We start from the raw sequence: 18,394 nt of genomic DNA on the forward strand, positions 1-18,394 counted from the left end.
CTTACCAGAAAAAATGCTTTCTCAAACCTACCAACTTACCGGAAACCCAGTAAATACTACCGGTTGGGATCTTGTTTCAGATGCTATCGTAAGCGGAGATTTTATAAGACTTACTACAGACCAGACAAGCAAGTACGGGGCTATAAAACTTTCTACTCCAATTACCTTAAGCTATTGTGACAAATGGAAAGTAGAATTTGATTTCAGAATTGATGGAAATGGAACAACACAGTTTGGGCGTGGAGATGGTTTTACATTCTGGTATCTTGCTAACCCTCCAACGGGATTTGTATCAGGAGGAGGCCTTGGAATTCCAGCCAATGCATCAGGGCTAATGATAGGTTTCGATATTTTCAACAATACCACAGAAGGCCAGATGAGTAAAGTACACGTTTTATATGGCACAAACAATACTACCAACAACAATATAGAATTCAACAATACTCCTGGCAGTACATTTCATTCTCCGGACCTGAATCCCACTAAGCCATTTGTAAGCAACACCTACAGACACGTTGAAGTAAATGGGGAAACAGACCTTACCAACCCAACCAATTGGATTATTAAAATCAAAATAGACGGAATACTTATTGCAGATCAGTCATTTGCACCTTCCGGAAATGCTGTAGGCATGACACAGGGATATTTTGGATTTTCAGCAGCTACAGGAGGGGCGAGCGCCCGACATTCCATCCAAAATGCTAAAGTCTTTGTAGATAAAGTTCCCATTCTAAACAATACTCTAAAACCTTTTGTTTGCACCAACCCTGCAACAGGAAACGGAACTGTAGACCTTACATCATACAACAATCAGTTTGTAAACAATCCTGGAAATTATATTTTCACTTATTATGTACTAGGTGTTGCTACTCCTATTGCCAATCCTACCAATTTCCTATACACAGGAAACACTACCATTAAAGTTGTGGTTAAAGATCCCACTTCAACACTTTGTGATAATGGAGATGGTATCATACAATTAGAGCCCACATCATTTGCCGCTACTGACGCAAGTCTTACAGAATGCAACAATAACAATGGCGGAGTCGGCATCTTTGATCTCAATACGGCTGCAGTTACTACCTTAACCAATGTTACGAAAGAGTTTTATCCTAGTATACACGACCTGAATGCCAGCACCAATCAAATCCCAAATCCTTCAGCCTACAGCTCTCCTCCAGGGATTATCTATGTAAGGGTGATTACAGCACAAGGATGCGTAAGCACCGCTAAAATCACACTGAATACTCATCCAGTTGTGACCGTTTATGACGTTCCCATAGAATCATGTTTTATAGAAAGCAACCCATTGACTGCTTCTTTTAATCTCATCAATGCTTCTGTTGTTCCCAATCCGGCAGCATTTACAAAAAAATATTATCCATCTATAACAGACGCACTTAATGAAACCAACGAAATAATGAATCCGGGAGCATACATTGCTCCAAACGGAGTTGTCTTCGTCAAAGTTTTCAATTCAACCGGATGTTTTTCAATTGCTAAAGTTACTTTAACAGTTAATGCTCCAGCCCCATCCAGAGTTTTAAAAGACAAAATTATTTGTATGGAAAGCAAAACAACATTGGACGCAGGTCCAGGATTCAAAAGTTATGAATGGAGCACCGGAGCAACCTCTCAATCTATTAAAGATGTCGGCGTAGGAACCTACTGGGTAAAACTAAAAACCGGAGAATGTTTCACCACCCAAAAAGTAAGTGTATTTCCGGCAGAAAATCCTGTTATCACAAGTGTAGACATTTCGGGAGGATCTTTCACCGTACATGTAAATGGCGGAATGCCTCCTTATCAATATTCAACAGATAATATTACCTGGCAAGATTCTAATGTATTTACCAATATCCCAAGAGGAGTTGTGAAAATATATGTAAGAGACAGCTATAATTGTGAGCCTATTACCATTAATATTACAGTCCCTAATCTTGTGAATATCATCACCCCTAATGATGACGGCATCAATGACTTTATTGATTACTCAGCACTAGCCGTTAAACCTAATTTCGAAGTGAATATTTATGACAGATATGGTGTACAGGTTTTCAGAGCAGACAAAACCAATGGATATCGATGGAATGGCACAGCCAATGGGAGAAGAGTTCCTACAGGAAGCTACTGGTATTCTGTTTCCTGGAATGAACAGAACAATATGAACAAAATAACACCCATCAACTTTGCAGGCTGGATTATTGTTAAAAATAGAAATTAATCACGTTTATTAATCATATTAAAAGAGTCACTCCGCTATGCGGGGTGATTTTTTTGTATTACATTAAGAGGAGATATTTCATTTTAAAGCCCCTTTATTCATATTCAATTCTTAAATTTGTGCTATGAATTATTTGGAAGCTTTAAGCAGAAGATATTCTGTGAAAAAATTTAATAATCAAATTATTCCTCAGGAAACCCTTCACAACATTCTTGAGTCAGGAAAACTGTCTGCAAGCTCTCTTGGGCTTCAACCGTATAAAATTATCGTTGTTGAAAGTGAGGAAATGAAACAGAAACTGATCCCTGCTTTTTATAACCCATCCCAAATTTCTACATGCTCTCATCTTGTTGTAATTGTTTCAAAAAAAATATTGAGGAGAATTATATCCAGGGATATTTTAAACATATTTCAGAAGTAAGAGAAACCCCTCTTGAAATGCTCGATCCATTTAAAAACAGCATCAATCAGCATGTGAATCAAAAAACACAGGATGAAATTTTCAATTGGGCAGAAAAGCAGTCTTATATCGTATTAGCCAATCTGATGTATGCCGCTGCCATTGAAAATATAGACTCATGTCCCATGGAAGGCTTCAGACAAGATCTAATAGAAGAAATTCTAGGCATCAATCCTCAAACAGAAAAAGTAACCGTCACCCTCGCTTTAGGCTACCGCTCTGAGGAAGATCACTTCCAGTACATGAAAAAAGTAAGGAAACCAAACGAAAAATTGTTTAAATTTATTTAATATTTAAATGATTGTACCTAAAGCAAGCACATGATAAAAGCGGATGTATTAGTAATCGGTTCCGGAATTTCCGGACTTTCTTATGCCATTAAAGTTTCTGAACAACTCCCTGATGCCAAAATCATCATTGTAACCAAGTCTGATGAAGACGAAAGTAATACCAAATATGCACAAGGTGGCCTTGCCGTAGTTACTGATTTTCAGAAAGACAATTTTGAAAAACATATAGATGACACCATGCGTGCCGGAGACGGTGAAAACAAACGCGATGTTGTAGAAATGGTGGTAAAGGAAGCCCCGGCAAGATTCAACGAGATCGTAGAATGGGGCGCTCAATTCGATATGAAAAACGGCAAATTTGCCTTAGGAAGAGAAGGCGGCCATACCGAAAATAGGATCGTCCATCATAAAGATATTACAGGTTTTGAAATAGAAAGAGCATTATTGGAAACAGCGAATAGCAGTCCGAATATTGAGATCCTGGATCATCACTATGTAATTGATATCATTACCCAGCACCACGTTCCGGGAAAAGAACTTAACGAAGGAGACATTCATTGCTATGGTGCCTATATTCTGGATGAAAAGTCCAAAACAATCAAGAAAATCACATCCAAAATTACATTGGTTGCCACAGGCGGAGCCGGACATGTTTATAAAAACACGACGAATCCTACCATTGCCACAGGAGACGGAATTGCTTTCGTAGCCCGCGCCAAAGGAAAGGTTTCCAATATGCAGTATTATCAGTTCCACCCGACAGCTTTATACAGCAAAATGGATGGAATGCTGTTTTTAATTTCAGAAGCTGTTCGTGGAGACGGAGCCAAATTAAGAACCAAAAGAGGCGAAAAGTTCATGCATAAATATGATGAACGTGAAGAACTTGCATCGAGAGATATTGTTGCAAGAGCTATTGATGCCGAAATGAAAATCACCGGAGACGAATTTGTTGGTCTAGATTGCAAGGAAATGAATCATGAAAAATTCTTAGAACATTTCCCGAATATTTATAAGAAGTGTAAAGACGAAGGCATTGACCCGTTCACCCAATTAATTCCCGTTGTACCAGCCTGCCATTATCTTATGGGAGGCATTGAGGTAGACAGAGACGGACAATCTTCTATCAGAAATCTTTTTGCGGTGGGAGAATGTACCAATTCCGGGTTGCATGGAGCCAACAGACTTGCTTCCAATTCTTTACTTGAAGGATTAGTTTTCGGACATAATGCTGCCATGAAAACAGTATCTCTTCTCAATGAAAATCTTTTCAACTTTGACGATTTAAAAGCCGTTCCTGAATGGAATGAAGAAGGAATGAAAATCATGGATGAAATGGTGATCATCAGTTACCTAAGAAAACAGCTTCAGGAAATGATGAGCGATCTTGTAGGAATTGTAAGAAGCAACAGACGTTTGAATATGGCACTACAAAAGCATCAGGAAATTGCTGCTGCTGTTGATGAAATCTACCACTACTCTATCCTTTCCCCACAATTATCAGAATTAAGAAACCTTACTACCGTTGCCTACCTCATCATTATCCAATCTATGGAAATGACAGAAAACAAAGGAGCATTTTACAATAAAGATTTAGCCTAAAAGCATACCATCATGAAAAGACCAAGCTACGTTACAGATAAAGCATTAAAAACATTCATAAAAACTGCCCTTGAAGAAGACATTCAGGATGGAGACCATTCTACTCTTTCCACCATTCCGGAAAATCTTCAACAGAGTGCCAAATTATTGGTAAAACAAGATTGTATCCTTGCAGGGATAGAATTGGCAGAGATTATTTTTAAAACTTTTGATAAAAATCTTAAAGTTGAAACATTGATCAAGGATGGAACACCTTGTAAAGCAGGAGATATAGCTTTAATAGTAACCGGAAGTGCAAGATCTATCCTTTCTACAGAAAGATTTGTTCTTAATTGTATGCAGAGAATGAGTGGTATTGCAACGTTAACTCATGATTGGGACTCAAGATTAGTAGGAACAAAAACGAAGCTTTTAGACACCAGAAAAACAACTCCAAATTTCAGAATGTGTGAAAAATGGGCAGTTGCCATTGGTGGCGGAACCAACCACAGATATGGTCTTTATGATATGATTATGCTTAAAGATAACCATATTGATTATAATGGGAGCATCACCAACGCAGTAAAAATGGCTAAAGACTACGTTAAAAAAACGAAGAAAAAGTTAAAAATTGAAGTGGAAACCAGAAATCTGGAAGAAGTTCAGGAAGCCATCAATGCAAAAGTTGACAGGATCATGCTTGATAATATGGATGTTAAAATGATGAAGAAAGCTGTGAAAATGATAAATGGCTCTACCGAGTCCGAAGCATCAGGTGGGATCACCCGGGACATGCTTAAAGAAATCGCATCAACAGGGGTAACTTATATCTCTGTAGGGGCTTTAACACACTCTGCTGAGAATATAGATTTGAGTCTCAAAGCAGTGAAATAGCGTTGAATTTTTAACAAAAACACACCCTCTTTATTAAAAATTCAATAACATGACTTTTTTCATGCCAAAAGTCGTTTTTTATTCATTTTACTAACAATCAAATGATTAGCATTATTAAGACTGATTAAAAATTAACATTGAGTTAATAATAGTTAAAATATATTTTGCGAATTTTGCAGAAAATTAAATCTAATTATTACTAACGATTATGAAATTAATCAACAAATCGATGCTAACTGCAGTAATTACTTTATCTACAGCTAGCGTCTATTATGCTCAACAAGTTCAGGACTCTACAAAAATTAAGTCCAATGATATTGAACAAGTTGTATTAACTGGTGTTGCAGATATCGCTAAAGATAGAAAGACTCCAGTAGCAGTTTCAACAATTAAAGAAGCACAGATTGTTGAAAAATTAGGAAACCAGGAATTCCCTGAGATCCTAAACACAACCCCATCTGTTTATGCAACAAAAGGTGGTGGTGGATTTGGAGACTCTAAATTAAATATTAGAGGATTCAACCAAAACAATATTGCCGTAATGGTAAATGGTATGCCTGTAAATGATATGGAAGGAGGATCAGTTTACTGGTCAAACTGGGCTGGACTATCTGATGTAACTTCTGCAATGCAGGTACAAAGAGGTCTTGGTTCATCTAAATTAGCAATTGCTTCTGTGGGTGGTACTGTAAATATTCTTACAAGAGCTGCTGACAAAAAACAAGGTGGAATAGTTTCTCTAGCAGTTGGTAACAATGACTATGTAAAATCTCTTTTCGCATACAATACAGGGAAATCTGAAAAAGGATGGTCTTCTTCATTCCTAATGTCAAGAACTGCAGGTTCTATGTATGCAGACGGAACTAAATTTGAAGGATATAACTACTATTTCGCATTAGGATACAAAAAGCCGGGAGGTAACCATGAGTTCCAGTTTACAATTACTGGTGCTCCTCAATGGCACAACCAAAGATCATATGCAATTACTATTTCTGACTATATAAGATTCAATCCTGATAATGACGGAACTCCAAACAGAAAATATAACTCAGATTGGGGGTACCTTAATGGTAAAGAATACGCAACAAGAGTTAATTATTACCATAAGCCTGTAATGTCTTTCAACTGGGACTGGACATTAAGCGAAAAGTCAAAACTTAATACTGTATTCTATGCATCTTTTGGTAGAGGTGGAGGAACAAACACGACTGGTAGTGCAAATGGGAAAAACTTAAACAGCTTTAGAAATCAAACCACAGGTTTGTATAATATGGATGATGTTTTTGCTGCTAACCAGGCTTCAACTCCTGACAAAGGTGTTATTATCAGAAATGCATCTATCAACTCACATAACTGGTTTGGTGCAATTTCTAGCTTCAACCATACAATCAACGACAAATTTAAGTTTTCTGCAGGTATTGATGCAAGATATTACTATGGCTACCACTATCAGTCAGTAACTGACTTATTGGGAGCAAGTGGATATCTTGATAAAAACAACAAAAACATTCCACCTAACTTAGTAACAGCAGTATCTAAACCAGAAGCTAGCTGGAATCCATTCGGAGGAAAAATCGATAATATCAACAATCAGATTGGTTATAGTAATGATGGTGAGGTACTTTGGTACGGAGCTTTCGGTCAGTTTGAATACACAGGTGAAAAAATCTCCGCATTCATTCAGGGGTCAGTATCTAACCAAGGTTTCCAAAGAATTGATAACTTCATTGTAGATGGAGTTACTAAGTCTAAAAGAGGAGAGATTATGAATACTAAAACAGGGTTCAAAAATCTTTTTGGATATAACGTTAAAGCAGGTGTTAACTATAACATCAACGAACAACATAATGTTTTCGGAAATATTGGATACTACGAAAAGCAACCTTTCTTCAATGCAGTATACAGAAGTAATGAAAACGTTGTTTCTTCAGATCTTAAAAATGAAAAAATATTTGGTGCAGAAATCGGATATGGCTTCAGGTCTTCAAACTTCAATGCTAACGTTAATCTATACAGAACTTCTTGGGATGACAGATATCTTAGAAGAAGCGGTGTAAGAGATGTTATAGCAGGAAAAACAGCTTATGTAGAAATGAACGGATTAAACGAGGTTCACATGGGAGTAGAAGTTGATGCAAGCTATAACCTGAACAAACTATTAACAGTTAATGGTATGTTCTCTCTTGGAGATTGGTATTATAAAGGAAATGCAACCGCAGCTCTTTTTGAAGACAGTACAAATTTACCTCTTAATTTCCCAGGAAGCACAAGTAACGAAACTACATTATACTTAGATAAAGTAAAAGTAGGAGATGCTGCTCAAATGACAGCTTCATTAGGACTTACTGTAAGACCTGTTAAGAATCTAAGCTTTGATGCTACATGGAGAAATACCAACAACTTATATGCTAGTTTAGATGCCTTCAACTTTAGAACTCAGGCTGCTGCTGATAGAGGAACATTAAAATTGCCAAGCTTTAACTTATTTGATTTAGGTCTTTCTTATAAAATAAACCTAAATAGTAAGCAGTACTTTACAATTAGAGGAAATGTGTATAACTTGTTTGATACAACTTATATTGCAGAATCTAATACAAGTAATCATATTAAAACAGTAGGTGATTTTACAGCTACGGCTACAGCTACGGCTCAACAACAATATGATGCTTATATCAACAATCCTAAAAACTTCTACAAAGGATTGGATACATCCAACCAGGTATTCTTCGGATTCGGTAGAACTTGGACTGCAACTTTATCATTCAACTTCTAATTATCACAATATTAGATTTTATAAATATGAATCCCGGCTTTGAGCCGGGATTTTTGTTATCTTTGTGTACAAAAAAAATAGATTATGGATTTTTACAAGATTTTTCTTAGTGCACACAAAGGATTCGGATATTTAGAACTACTTTTAGTGGCATTATTTACTATTGCACTTTTAGCTACAATGTTCGGTTTCAGTGGAAAAGTGAACAAATTTTTAAAGAAGACCACTCTCTTCACGATGATTTTCTTCCACGTTCAGTTTCTATTAGGAATATGCTTGTTATTCATATTTTCACCAGGTTTCAAAGCTGCCTTAGATTCAGGAACATTAATGAAAGATGCCTACAGCAGACAAACATTTGTTGAACACCCATTTTCTATGCTAATTGCAGCAGTATTAATGACCATCATCAACAAAAAAGTAAAATCAAACGATACTATTTCCCTTGGGATTACCATTATGGGATTAATTGCCGTAGGTTTATTTGCGTTCGCATTCCCTTGGACAAGAGTTTTTGGGGCTTAAAACAGACAAAGAAATTATATGCGTTATAATTTATAAATAATTTAATCTTAAAATTTTTAATTAAATCAATGAAAGTAGCTGTAGTAGGTTCAACAGGAATGGTTGGACAAGTTATGCTGAAAGTTTTGGAAGAAAGAAACTTCCCTGTAACAGAATTAATCCCGGTAGCATCCGAAAAATCTGTAGGCAAGAAGGTGAAGTATAAACAGAAGGAATTTACGATTGTAAGCATGAAGGACGCTATAGCTGCCAAACCGGATATTGCTATCTTTTCTGCCGGAGGTTCTACTTCTCTTGAATTTGCCCCTTTATTTGCAGAAGCTGGAGTAACAGTTATTGACAACTCTTCAGCATGGAGAATGGATCCTGATAAAAAATTAGTCGTTCCTGAAATTAATGCAGATGTATTGACTAAAGAAGACAAGATCATTGCAAATCCGAACTGTTCTACCATTCAGCTGGTAATGGTTTTAGGACCTTTGAACAAAAAATATGATTTAAAAAGAGTAATTGTTTCTACTTACCAGTCTGTAACAGGAACAGGAAAAGCGGCAGTTGACCAGTTAAACGGAGAAATCAGCGGTGATGATTCTGCAGCAAAAGTATATCCGTATCAGATCTTCAAGAATGCATTGCCTCATTGCGATGTATTTGCAGATGATGATTATACAAAAGAAGAAATTAAATTGATGAAAGAGCCTAAGAAAATCCTGGGCGACGATACCTTCAATTTAACAGCTACTGCAGTAAGAGTCCCGGTTCAGGGAGGTCACTCAGAAAGTGTAAACATCGAATTTGAAAATGAATTTGAATTAGATGAAGTAAGAAAAATCTTATCTGAAACTCCTGGAGTAATTGTAATGGACGATGTGAAAAACAACCACTACCCGATGCCATTATACTCGGAAGGAAAAGATGAAGTCTTTGTAGGAAGAATCAGACGAGACCTGTCACAGCCGAAAACGCTCAATCTTTGGATTGTAGCAGACAACCTGAGGAAAGGAGCCGCAACCAACGCTGTACAAATCGCAGAATACCTTGTAGCAAACAACTTAGTATAAACTAACAAAATAAAAAGAGTCTCAGAATTGAGATTCTTTTTTTTATCAAACACATTTATGAGTACCCACAAAGAAAAAATAGGATTTCAAAAAATCATTGCTGCATTTGGAGTTATTCTTTTTGTAGGAAAGATCATTGCATGGAAGCTTACCAATTCCGATGCTGTATTCTCCGATGCCATGGAAAGCATTGTGAACGTCATCAGTGCCTTTATGGGATTATATTCACTTCACCTGGCAGCAAAGCCTAAAGATGAAGATCATCCATATGGCCATGGAAAGGTAGAATTTGTCACTTCCGGTATTGAAGGTGCTCTCATTGCCATTGCCGGTCTTATGATCATTTATGAGGGGATACACAGTCTTATTGTAGGAAAAACTTTAAGCAAAATTGATCTGGGAATCTGGATCATTATGGCCACCGCCATTATCAACTATCTTTTTAGGATATATTTCCATCAAGAAAGGTAAAAAAGAAAACTCTCTCGTTCTTATCTCCTCCGGAAAACACCTCCAGTCTGATACTATTACAACACTGGGAGTAGTAGCCAGTTTAGTGGTTGTTTATTTCACCAAAATCTATTGGCTGGATTCTGTGGTTGCTTTGGTATTTGGACTTTATATCATATTTGTAGGCTATAAAATCGTCCGAAAATCTTTGAGTGGCATTATGGATGAACAGGATCCGGAAATACTGCATCAGGTCATCAAAATTCTTGAAGAAAACAGACATACAGAGTGGATTGATGTACACAATATGAAAATCCAGCAGTTTGGAGCTTCATTACATATTGATGCTCATATCACCCTACCCTGGTATTATGATCTTCGGGATGCTCATAATGAAATGGAGAAAGTCATTATTCTTTTGGCCAATAATATCAAAAGAAATATTGAATTCAATTTTCACATGGATGACTGCAAGCCTATTTCATGTCCGGTATGTCAGATTGAAAAATGCCCCGTTCGGCAGAAAGACTTCGTAAAAAGAGTGGAATGGACGGCAGAAAATGTAACAAGCGTAGATAAGCACACTGTAGACTAAGCGACAATGGAATCTTAATTGCTCTTTAACATTTGTTTTCTATAATAAAACATAGGAACAATCAATAGTATAATCAAAGGCTGAATCACAAACCTTCGCATATAAAAGGAAAACAGATATCCTATTTCGAATGTATTTTGAATACAAAACAGATAAATAGGGAAAGCAATTGCGAAAACGATAACCATCAACAAAGCACCCTGTAACGTCCATTGTTTATTCTTAAACAACCCTTGGATAATCAGACAGGAGAAAAAAAGATTAAGCACAAATCTGAACAAATGGCCACCTATTAGTTTCCCCCATTCAAATACAGGGAAACTCATATTTTTATTTCCTTCGTGGAAATAGTCCAGAAACGGATCATAAAATATTTTATCCTCCACTACCCTGACTCCTATCAGTCCACAGATTCCTAAAATAACAAGAAGCCAGCTAAGAATTTTCATGTTGTAAAGCAAAGAATTTAATCCATATTAACCAAAGTAAAACAACACTTCCATAAATAACTGCGGGAAAAACAAAATCATGGAACATCTTACCGTATTCCTTGTGTTCTGCCATGACCATATTCAGTCCTACAATCCGTAAAAGATTCATAATATAAAGTAAGACAAGTCCTGCCATCACAAAAACAAATGTTTTGGACCCTTTATAAAAAGCAAAAACAAAAGAGACAAACAGAATCATCACAGAGACAGCATTACAGCCCTCCACCATTCTCGTCACGTACTGTTTCTTTACATAAAACCAAACCTGTTCATTTTTCACATCATTGTACAATTGAGAAGGATATCCTAACACATTTTGCACCGCGTTCACCTGGTTGGCAATAATTCCTGAAAAAGGATCTAATCCATAATCCCTGCCCGCATTCAGATAAAATTGATACGCAAAAAGCAACACCAGATAAATAATGATGAAGCGCAGTAAAATTCCTAAAACCGGCTTAAAGTCCTTTAACATATTACAAAGATAAAAATTAGACCGTAATAACCTGAACGAGAAACGAAAAAGTTAAAATATACCTTCTAAAACAATCTGTAGGATACACAAAATACACTATTTGGTGACAAATCAAAGAAAATTTACCCGAAGGCATTCAGATAAAGTTTATAAAAACAAACCTCATCCAATATTTTAGCATTCAGTTCTCCCCCTCTCCCAGCTTCCTTATTCCAACCTAACACTATTCATGTTAAATTACTATATTTGTTTCCATATTATTATGACTTCTGAACACGCAAATCGATTTTTTGAAAACCAACTTGGCAAAAAATCTACTGAATTCATCACATTAGCTCAAAGTGGTTCTGCGAGGGTCAACTTTCTGGCCATAACCGACAATGAAAAATACATCATCACTTACAATGAGAATATTCCGGAAAATGAAAGTTTTCTTTATTATTCTGAGGTATTTTCTACGCTTCACCTTAATACTCCTGCCATTCTTGCCATTTCAGAAGACAGGAAAATGTATGTTCAGGAATTCTTAGGTACACAAACGTTGTCTGAGCTGATTACAAGAGAACATCTGTCACCCCGTATACAATCTTTGGTAAAACAGACTTTGGAAAAGCTTTTCAGGTTACAGCTTCAAACACAGGGAAAAATTGATTTTTCGAAAACATTTGAATATGAAAGTTATGATGAACTTCCTGTGATTCATGATCTGTATTATTTTAAAAATTTTGTAGCTGACGTTCTGGAACTGGAATATAATAAGTCTGCCTTATTGAAAGAGTTCAAAAAAATTGCGGCATTGGTGGAGAGTCTTGAACCTAAAGGCATCATGATCCGGGATTTTCAGGCAAGGAATATCATGGTTAATGAAAAAGACGAAGTTTCATTTATTGATTATCAGTCGGCAATGAAAGGGCCTTTGATGTATGATGTTATTTCATTTCTATTTCAAGCCAAGGCAGATTTCCCTGAAGCCTTTAAAAATGAAATGCTGAATTTTTACACCCAACTGTTTGAAAATCAAGAAACTCAGAATCAACTAAAAGATTCAGTGAAACCAATGCAGATGATGAGATTCTTACAAGTCTTAGGGGCCTATGGTTTCAGAGGATTAATTCAAAGAAAACAACACTTTATGGCAAGTCTTGAGAAAGGAATCCAAAACATCGCACAATTTGCCACTTCCTGGGAAGACATGAAATATTATCCGGAGCTTAATAAAGTCATAGAACAACTGACTTCTTATAAAACAGAACAGAAGATTAAAGAAATATTAAATTTGAACCGTTAAGCTGCTTTAAGGGTCTAAAGAATATTACAATAAAATAAAGAAGAAAATGCTACACATCGACATCCACAGTTTTCATACAAAAAAGGAGGAATTCCAAAAGATCAATCAGGAAACGGAGGCGGTTTTGCCTTTGACTGCAGAGGAATTTTAAATCCCGGAAGAATTGAAGAATATAAAAGCCAGACCGGAAATGATATCGGTGTACAGGAATACCTTGAGACCAAAACTGAAATGCCTAAGTTTCTGGAACTGATAAAGTCTCTGGTATCTATTAATATCGATGATTATCTGGCAAGAGGATTTGAAAATCTTCAGATCAATTTCGGATGTACCGGCGGGCAACACAGATCTGTATATTCTGCTATCAAAATCGCAGAATTTATCAAAGAAAAGTATCCTAACGGAACAGAAGTAACCATTCATCACGACGAACAACCACAACTGAACATCAGTAATGATTAATGAGCAATCAGTAATATTTTACTTACTGAATCCATTAAATTACTCATTACTTATCACTCATTACTCATATTATTATGAAGGCTCTTATTTTTGCCGCCGGGAAAGGCACCAGGCTTAAGCCATTTACAGATCACCATCCTAAAGCTTTGGCTCAGGTGAATGGTATTCCTCTTTTGGAAAGAAATATCAATTATCTAAAAGGATATGGAATAAAAGATTTCGTGATTAATATTCATCATTTTGGAGATCAGATTGTTGATTTTCTAAATAAAAATGATAACTTCGGCTGTAAGATTGAAATCTCTGATGAGACCAATGAGCTATTGGAAACCGGAGGCGGCTTGATTTTTGCCAGAAGATTTCTAGATCATGGAGAAGATTTTTTAATTTTAAATGCTGATATTTTAACTGACCTCAATATTAATGCATTGGTAGAATACCACAAAAAAATAAAAGATTTTGCTACTTTAGCAGTATCGGACCGTGAAAGCTCGAGAAAGCTCCTTTTCAATGATGATTTAGTATTAAGAGGCTGGCTGAATGTACAGACAGGTGAACAGAGACTGGCAGAATTTAATAAAGGATTTAAGGCTCTTGCCTTCAGTGGAGTTCACTGTATCAATCCTGCCATCTTTGAAAAAATAAAAAGAAAAGGCAAATTCTCTGTTATGGAAGAATATCTGGATCTGATGCAGACCGAGCATATACATGGTTTCCTGCATGACAGCATTCTTATAGATGTTGGAAGACCAGAATCTGTAATAGAAGCCGAGAAACATTTTAAATAAATTTTACCAATGGGAATGGATGGAACCAGGGATGAAAGTTTAGTGAATCCTGAATTCGATAGTAACGAAACAAAGCTGCATAATAGTCTTAGACAAAAAACCTGGGATGAAACCATCACTAAAGACAGCTGGATGGTCTTCAAGATTATGGCTGAATTTGTAGATGGTTATGAAAAATTGGCAAAAATAGGTCCATGTGTATCTATATTTGGTTCAGCACGCCTGAAACCGGAAAATAAATACTATGAAATGGCTGTAGAAATTGCCGAAAAAATCACAAAACTGGGTTTCGGAATTATTACAGGTGGAGGCCCGGGAATTATGGAAGCCGGGAATAAAGGGGCATTTAATGCCAAAGGAAGATCAATAGGACTTAATATTGACCTGCCTTTTGAGCAGCATTTCAATCCTTATATCAACAAGTCCTACTCCATGAACTTCGATTACTTTTTCGTAAGAAAAGTAATGTTTGTAAAATATTCCCAGGGATTCGTAGTAATGCCCGGAGGTTTCGGAACATTGGATGAACTCACTGAAGCTTTAACTTTAATTCAAACCAATAAAATCGGTAAATTCCCGATCGTATTGGTAGGAAGTGAATTCTGGAGTGGATTATTAGACTGGTTCAAAACTACTCTGGTAAAAGAAGGAATGATTTTAGAAGATGATCTTGACCTTTACCGTGTGGTAGACACCGCTGATGAGGCAGTAGCGCATATTAAAGCATTTTACGACAAGTATTCTGTGAATGTAAATTTTTAATTGGCATATTATTTGTGAACTATAACTAGCAACTATGATTGTAAATCTATTAATTAAGATGAAAAAACTTTTATATATATCAGGAATTTTAACATTTTTTGTGTTAATGAGTTTTATGTATGTAGACTTTTTCTCTTCAATGACCAAAGTGGATTATATTGATGGAAGCAAGACATTGAAGTTTACCACAAAAATGAATACAAGCCATATCTCTGACGCTATTAAAATCAATCCTAACACAGCAGGATTTGAAGCCGAGGTGAAAAAATATGTGAACAATAATTTTGATGTGTTTGTCAATGGTGCTCCCAAAACAATTACCTTCACGGGAAGTCAGATCAGCGGAGAAACTGTATGGGTATATTTTGAGACCGGAGGGGTTTCGGATATCAATACCTTAAAGATTAAAAATACGATCCTTTTAAGCTCCTTTCCGAAGCAAATCAACCTGGTGAGTATTGCCTACAAAGGCAGCCAGAAAATGATGAACTTCCAACGAGGAAAAGAAGTGAATGAGGTTTCTTTTTAGATAAATAATTTTGTAATATAAAAACCACTGCCAATGCGGTGGTTTTTTATTTTTAGACTTATTGCCTGCTCATCACGTACATTCTTACTTCATATTCAATATCACTTTTATCATACTGAAAAGGTATTTTTTCTAGAGACCAATTTTGTGGATAATCTCCATATTTTTCCTCAATCTGGTATTTTGCAAGAGAATCTGTTACATCAAATTGATCTAGTATTACATAGCCATTCTTAATAGTAGTAGAATCATAGGCTACAAGATACCGCCTTCCTAATCTAAATTCCCCATTGCGATGACCTTTCCTTACTTCTGATCCATATTTAAATCTATAATCATATCCGTATCCGTTTGGTTTTGCATTATAATATTCAGATGTTACTTTTCCTATAGTATACTTTGTGTTTTTAAGTAGGTCCTCTTTGGGTGGGCCTATGTAGACAAATTTATAGATGTAAAAAATCCATCCTAAAAAGCATACAAATGCTATGATCATACTTGTCCTATTATTTATCATATAGCTATTGATATATTTTGATAAGGATCTATTTATTACTAAAATACAAGAAATATAAATAGCAGCTATAGAATCCTCTCATTATAACATAAAAAAGCCAGCTCTTTCAAGCTGGCTTTTTACTTTATAAAACAATAGTGATTATTGTGCTTTTATTTTAAAATCATCTACTTCCCATGTTGCTGCTGCAGAAGTTGTAGAAGTATATTTAAATGCGATTCTTACGTTTTTACCTAAGAAAGCACTTAAGTCTATATTCCCTGAACCAACCCAATCACCGAATGCTCCTGAATTGGTATCTAAGGTTGCAGGAAGCAATGTCCAGTTGGTTGTAGCAACATCTCCAGTATAGTTATCAGTAGCATAAACCTGTAGTGCATTTCCTGAATATCTTACGTCTGTTGTGAAACTTACCGCTGCCTTCGTTTTACCTGCTAAACTTACCGCTTTAGAGATTAACCAATCTTCGTTCGCAAAGTTATTATTAGCTCCACCAGCATTACCATTCATCATAGCATAATAATTAATTCCGTTTCCTTGGTTAGATGTTTGCCAGAATTGGTTTGGCCCCACTTTATTTACGGGAGTCCAGTCTGCGCTGAATCCACCTGCTGCGAAGTCATCACTATATACAACAGGAATTGGAACATACACACTTCCATCACATCTTGGAGCATCAAAGTCGATATTAGCTAATCTGGTAATCCATAACTGGTATGTTCCGTTGAAAACACTTAAAACTGCGTATACATCACCTTTCCCACCTTTTACTTCATAGCCTCCTGGCTTTACATTACCGAAACTTGCCTGGCCGCTTGTTCTTAAAACAACCGTATTACCTGAGCAATCTTCAAGAGTTCTGCTGGTAACATTATTACCGTCAGTTAATGTTCTTCCTAAATCTCCTTTCACAAACTCAACGTCTTTGATTTTAATCCATCTTCCAACATCAGCCATCGTTAACTGGGAAATTGTTTTTTCTGTAGGAACAACTGATCTTGCCGCTGTATTACTATCGAAGAAATATTTATACATTTCTACTTCTTCAATTTGTCCAAACTGTGTATTGTTATTGAATAAGGCTCCTAACTGAATCTCTCCATTGACACTTCTTACGTAAAGATTTTTAAGTTTAATATTTACATCTTTACCTAATCTGAATCTGCTGTCAAGATACAGATTTGTTTTGTTCATATTCACTCTGATTCCTCCTGTTGCATCTTCTACATAAACATATTTGTAAAGATTTCCTGATTCATCGTTAGCGACTACCTGAGCTTTAAGGTAATAATCTCCTGTAATCTGTACCCAGTTTGTAGTTCCGGCAGCCAATTGCTTCACATCAGCAACCGTTTTAGCTGTAAGAGAACTTGGGTTGAAATCACAAGGACCTTCTGTAAGACCATCTAAACGAGGGAAAGTCTTCATTTCAAGATCTTCAGGCTTATTTACATATAATTGATAGGTAGTAGTAGATCCTGATTGGAATTTACTATAAATCCCCACAAATTTTCCTTTCCCTGAAGGAAGTAACTGACTTGCAAATGAAGCAAAACCACTATTTCTTACCACCGCAGTTTTTGCATATTTTCCTCCTGCCCATCCTTCTCCAATAGTTTTATCTACTGTTACTCCACTTGGTGCATAAGTAGTACACAATGCTCTTGCATCAAATTCTACATCATTAACCTGAATAAGACATCCGAAATACTGATCATTTGCTGCTACCATATCAGCTAATTTCATAATCTTAGGTACTATTTTCCCTTTTGGAGCACAAGATCTGAAGATTTGTTTTGCAACAAGCTTTTCAGGAATTCTTGATACGGATCCTTTAGATTCTGTTCCTACTTTTATACCAAGCTGCACAAGAGATCCATAGTTACCCACAGCAAGTCCATTAAGCTTAACATACACTTTAGATCCCTGAGGGTATCTTGTATAAGTACTTACCGCATCTACACTGATTGTAAAACCATGTGTGGGGTTTTCAAGGGCATCCTGAATATAAATAGTCTTATAGATATTCCCTGTTTCATCACTTGAAGAAACATAACCTACCATATATAAATCATCAGATTCATCATTTGGAGTTTTATCTTCAGGGAAAACGTAGGTATCTCCGTTAGGAACATATTTTGCTTTTACATCTGCAAATGGCACTACAATACCTTTTTGTCGGCACAGTCGTATCCATCAAGATTAGGCTGGTCGTATTTATCATCGTGC

General features: G+C 36.2%; 16 protein-coding genes and 2 pseudogenes. 14 read left to right on the forward strand and 4 right to left on the reverse strand.

The features are described 5' to 3' along the window. Positions 1–13: 13 nt before the first annotated feature. The 9 genes and pseudogenes from H5J24_RS21785 (at position 14) to H5J24_RS21820 (ending at position 10,853) form a co-directional block, all read left to right on the forward strand. Positions 14–2,224, forward strand: coding sequence for a T9SS type B sorting domain-containing protein (locus tag H5J24_RS21785; RefSeq protein ID WP_068940557.1), 2,211 nt, complete (start codon positions 14–16; stop codon positions 2,222–2,224). A gap of 124 nt (positions 2,225–2,348) precedes the next feature. After that, on the forward strand, positions 2,349–2,645 hold the full coding sequence (locus tag H5J24_RS26385; RefSeq protein WP_488153950.1) for a nitroreductase family protein: 297 nt from the start codon (positions 2,349–2,351) through the stop codon (positions 2,643–2,645). A gap of 17 nt (positions 2,646–2,662) precedes the next feature. Next, positions 2,663–2,974 (forward strand): nitroreductase family protein, encoded by a 312-nt coding sequence (locus H5J24_RS26390; RefSeq protein ID WP_488153951.1) that lies wholly within the window; start codon positions 2,663–2,665, stop codon positions 2,972–2,974. 30 nt (positions 2,975–3,004) lie between these two features. After that, the gene (nadB, locus tag H5J24_RS21795; RefSeq protein ID WP_068940561.1) at positions 3,005–4,576 is read left to right on the forward strand and encodes an L-aspartate oxidase; all 1,572 of its coding nucleotides are present in this window, start codon (positions 3,005–3,007) and stop codon (positions 4,574–4,576) included. Between the two features lie 12 nt (positions 4,577–4,588). Beyond that, the gene (nadC, locus tag H5J24_RS21800; protein WP_068940563.1) at positions 4,589–5,449 is read left to right on the forward strand and encodes a carboxylating nicotinate-nucleotide diphosphorylase; all 861 of its coding nucleotides are present in this window, start codon (positions 4,589–4,591) and stop codon (positions 5,447–5,449) included. 208 nt (positions 5,450–5,657) lie between these two features. Then, complete coding sequence (locus tag H5J24_RS21805) at positions 5,658–8,222, forward strand: TonB-dependent receptor (protein WP_068940565.1); 2,565 nt, start codon at positions 5,658–5,660, stop codon at positions 8,220–8,222. Positions 8,223–8,306: 84 nt separating this feature from the next. Continuing rightward, on the forward strand, positions 8,307–8,747 hold the full coding sequence (locus H5J24_RS21810; RefSeq protein ID WP_068940567.1) for a hypothetical protein: 441 nt from the start codon (positions 8,307–8,309) through the stop codon (positions 8,745–8,747). A gap of 68 nt (positions 8,748–8,815) precedes the next feature. After that, entirely contained in the window at positions 8,816–9,808 is a 993-nt protein-coding gene (locus H5J24_RS21815) for an aspartate-semialdehyde dehydrogenase (RefSeq protein WP_068940569.1), read from the forward strand. Positions 9,809–9,865: 57 nt separating this feature from the next. Then, a pseudogene (locus H5J24_RS21820) lies at positions 9,866–10,853 on the forward strand (cation diffusion facilitator family transporter). Positions 10,854–10,867: 14 nt separating this feature from the next. On the opposite strand, the gene H5J24_RS21825 reads toward H5J24_RS21820, so the two are convergent. Further along, complete coding sequence (locus tag H5J24_RS21825; protein ID WP_068940572.1) at positions 10,868–11,302, reverse strand: exosortase F system-associated membrane protein; 435 nt, start codon at positions 11,300–11,302, stop codon at positions 10,868–10,870. Further along, a complete protein-coding gene (gene xrtF, locus H5J24_RS21830) occupies positions 11,289–11,819 on the reverse strand; it encodes an exosortase family protein XrtF (RefSeq protein ID WP_068940574.1) in 531 nt (176 codons plus the stop codon). The genes H5J24_RS21825 and xrtF overlap by 14 nt, the downstream gene beginning before the upstream one ends. 262 nt (positions 11,820–12,081) lie before the next feature. Here xrtF and H5J24_RS21835 point away from each other — a divergent pair, with 262 nt between their 5' ends. From H5J24_RS21835 to H5J24_RS21855, 5 genes and pseudogenes are all read left to right on the forward strand, one after another. Then, complete coding sequence (locus tag H5J24_RS21835; protein ID WP_068940576.1) at positions 12,082–13,107, forward strand: aminoglycoside phosphotransferase family protein; 1,026 nt, start codon at positions 12,082–12,084, stop codon at positions 13,105–13,107. Positions 13,108–13,153: 46 nt separating this feature from the next. Beyond that, positions 13,154–13,569: pseudogene (locus H5J24_RS21840) on the forward strand (RapZ C-terminal domain-containing protein). A 74-nt stretch (positions 13,570–13,643) separates the two neighbouring features. Then, positions 13,644–14,357 carry a nucleotidyltransferase family protein gene (locus tag H5J24_RS21845; RefSeq protein ID WP_068940580.1) on the forward strand — a complete coding sequence of 238 codons (714 nt, stop codon included), beginning with the start codon at positions 13,644–13,646 and terminating at the stop codon, positions 14,355–14,357. A gap of 9 nt (positions 14,358–14,366) precedes the next feature. Continuing rightward, on the forward strand, positions 14,367–15,119 hold the full coding sequence (locus tag H5J24_RS21850; RefSeq protein ID WP_082811021.1) for an LOG family protein: 753 nt from the start codon (positions 14,367–14,369) through the stop codon (positions 15,117–15,119). Positions 15,120–15,177: 58 nt separating this feature from the next. Beyond that, on the forward strand, positions 15,178–15,648 hold the full coding sequence (locus H5J24_RS21855) for a DUF6702 family protein (protein WP_228407579.1): 471 nt from the start codon (positions 15,178–15,180) through the stop codon (positions 15,646–15,648). Between the two features lie 58 nt (positions 15,649–15,706). Here H5J24_RS21855 and H5J24_RS21860 read toward each other — a convergent pair whose 3' ends face one another. Together H5J24_RS21860 and H5J24_RS21865 are read right to left on the reverse strand one after the other, a co-directional pair. After that, positions 15,707–16,144 (reverse strand): hypothetical protein, encoded by a 438-nt coding sequence (locus tag H5J24_RS21860; RefSeq protein WP_141395623.1) that lies wholly within the window; start codon positions 16,142–16,144, stop codon positions 15,707–15,709. Between the two features lie 162 nt (positions 16,145–16,306). Continuing rightward, on the reverse strand, positions 16,307–18,328 hold the full coding sequence (locus tag H5J24_RS21865) for a DUF5689 domain-containing protein (RefSeq protein ID WP_232815862.1): 2,022 nt from the start codon (positions 18,326–18,328) through the stop codon (positions 16,307–16,309). Positions 18,329–18,394 lie beyond the last annotated feature (66 nt).

Source organism: Chryseobacterium capnotolerans (genome assembly GCF_021278965.1).
Lineage (GTDB): Bacteria > Bacteroidota > Bacteroidia > Flavobacteriales > Weeksellaceae > Chryseobacterium > Chryseobacterium capnotolerans.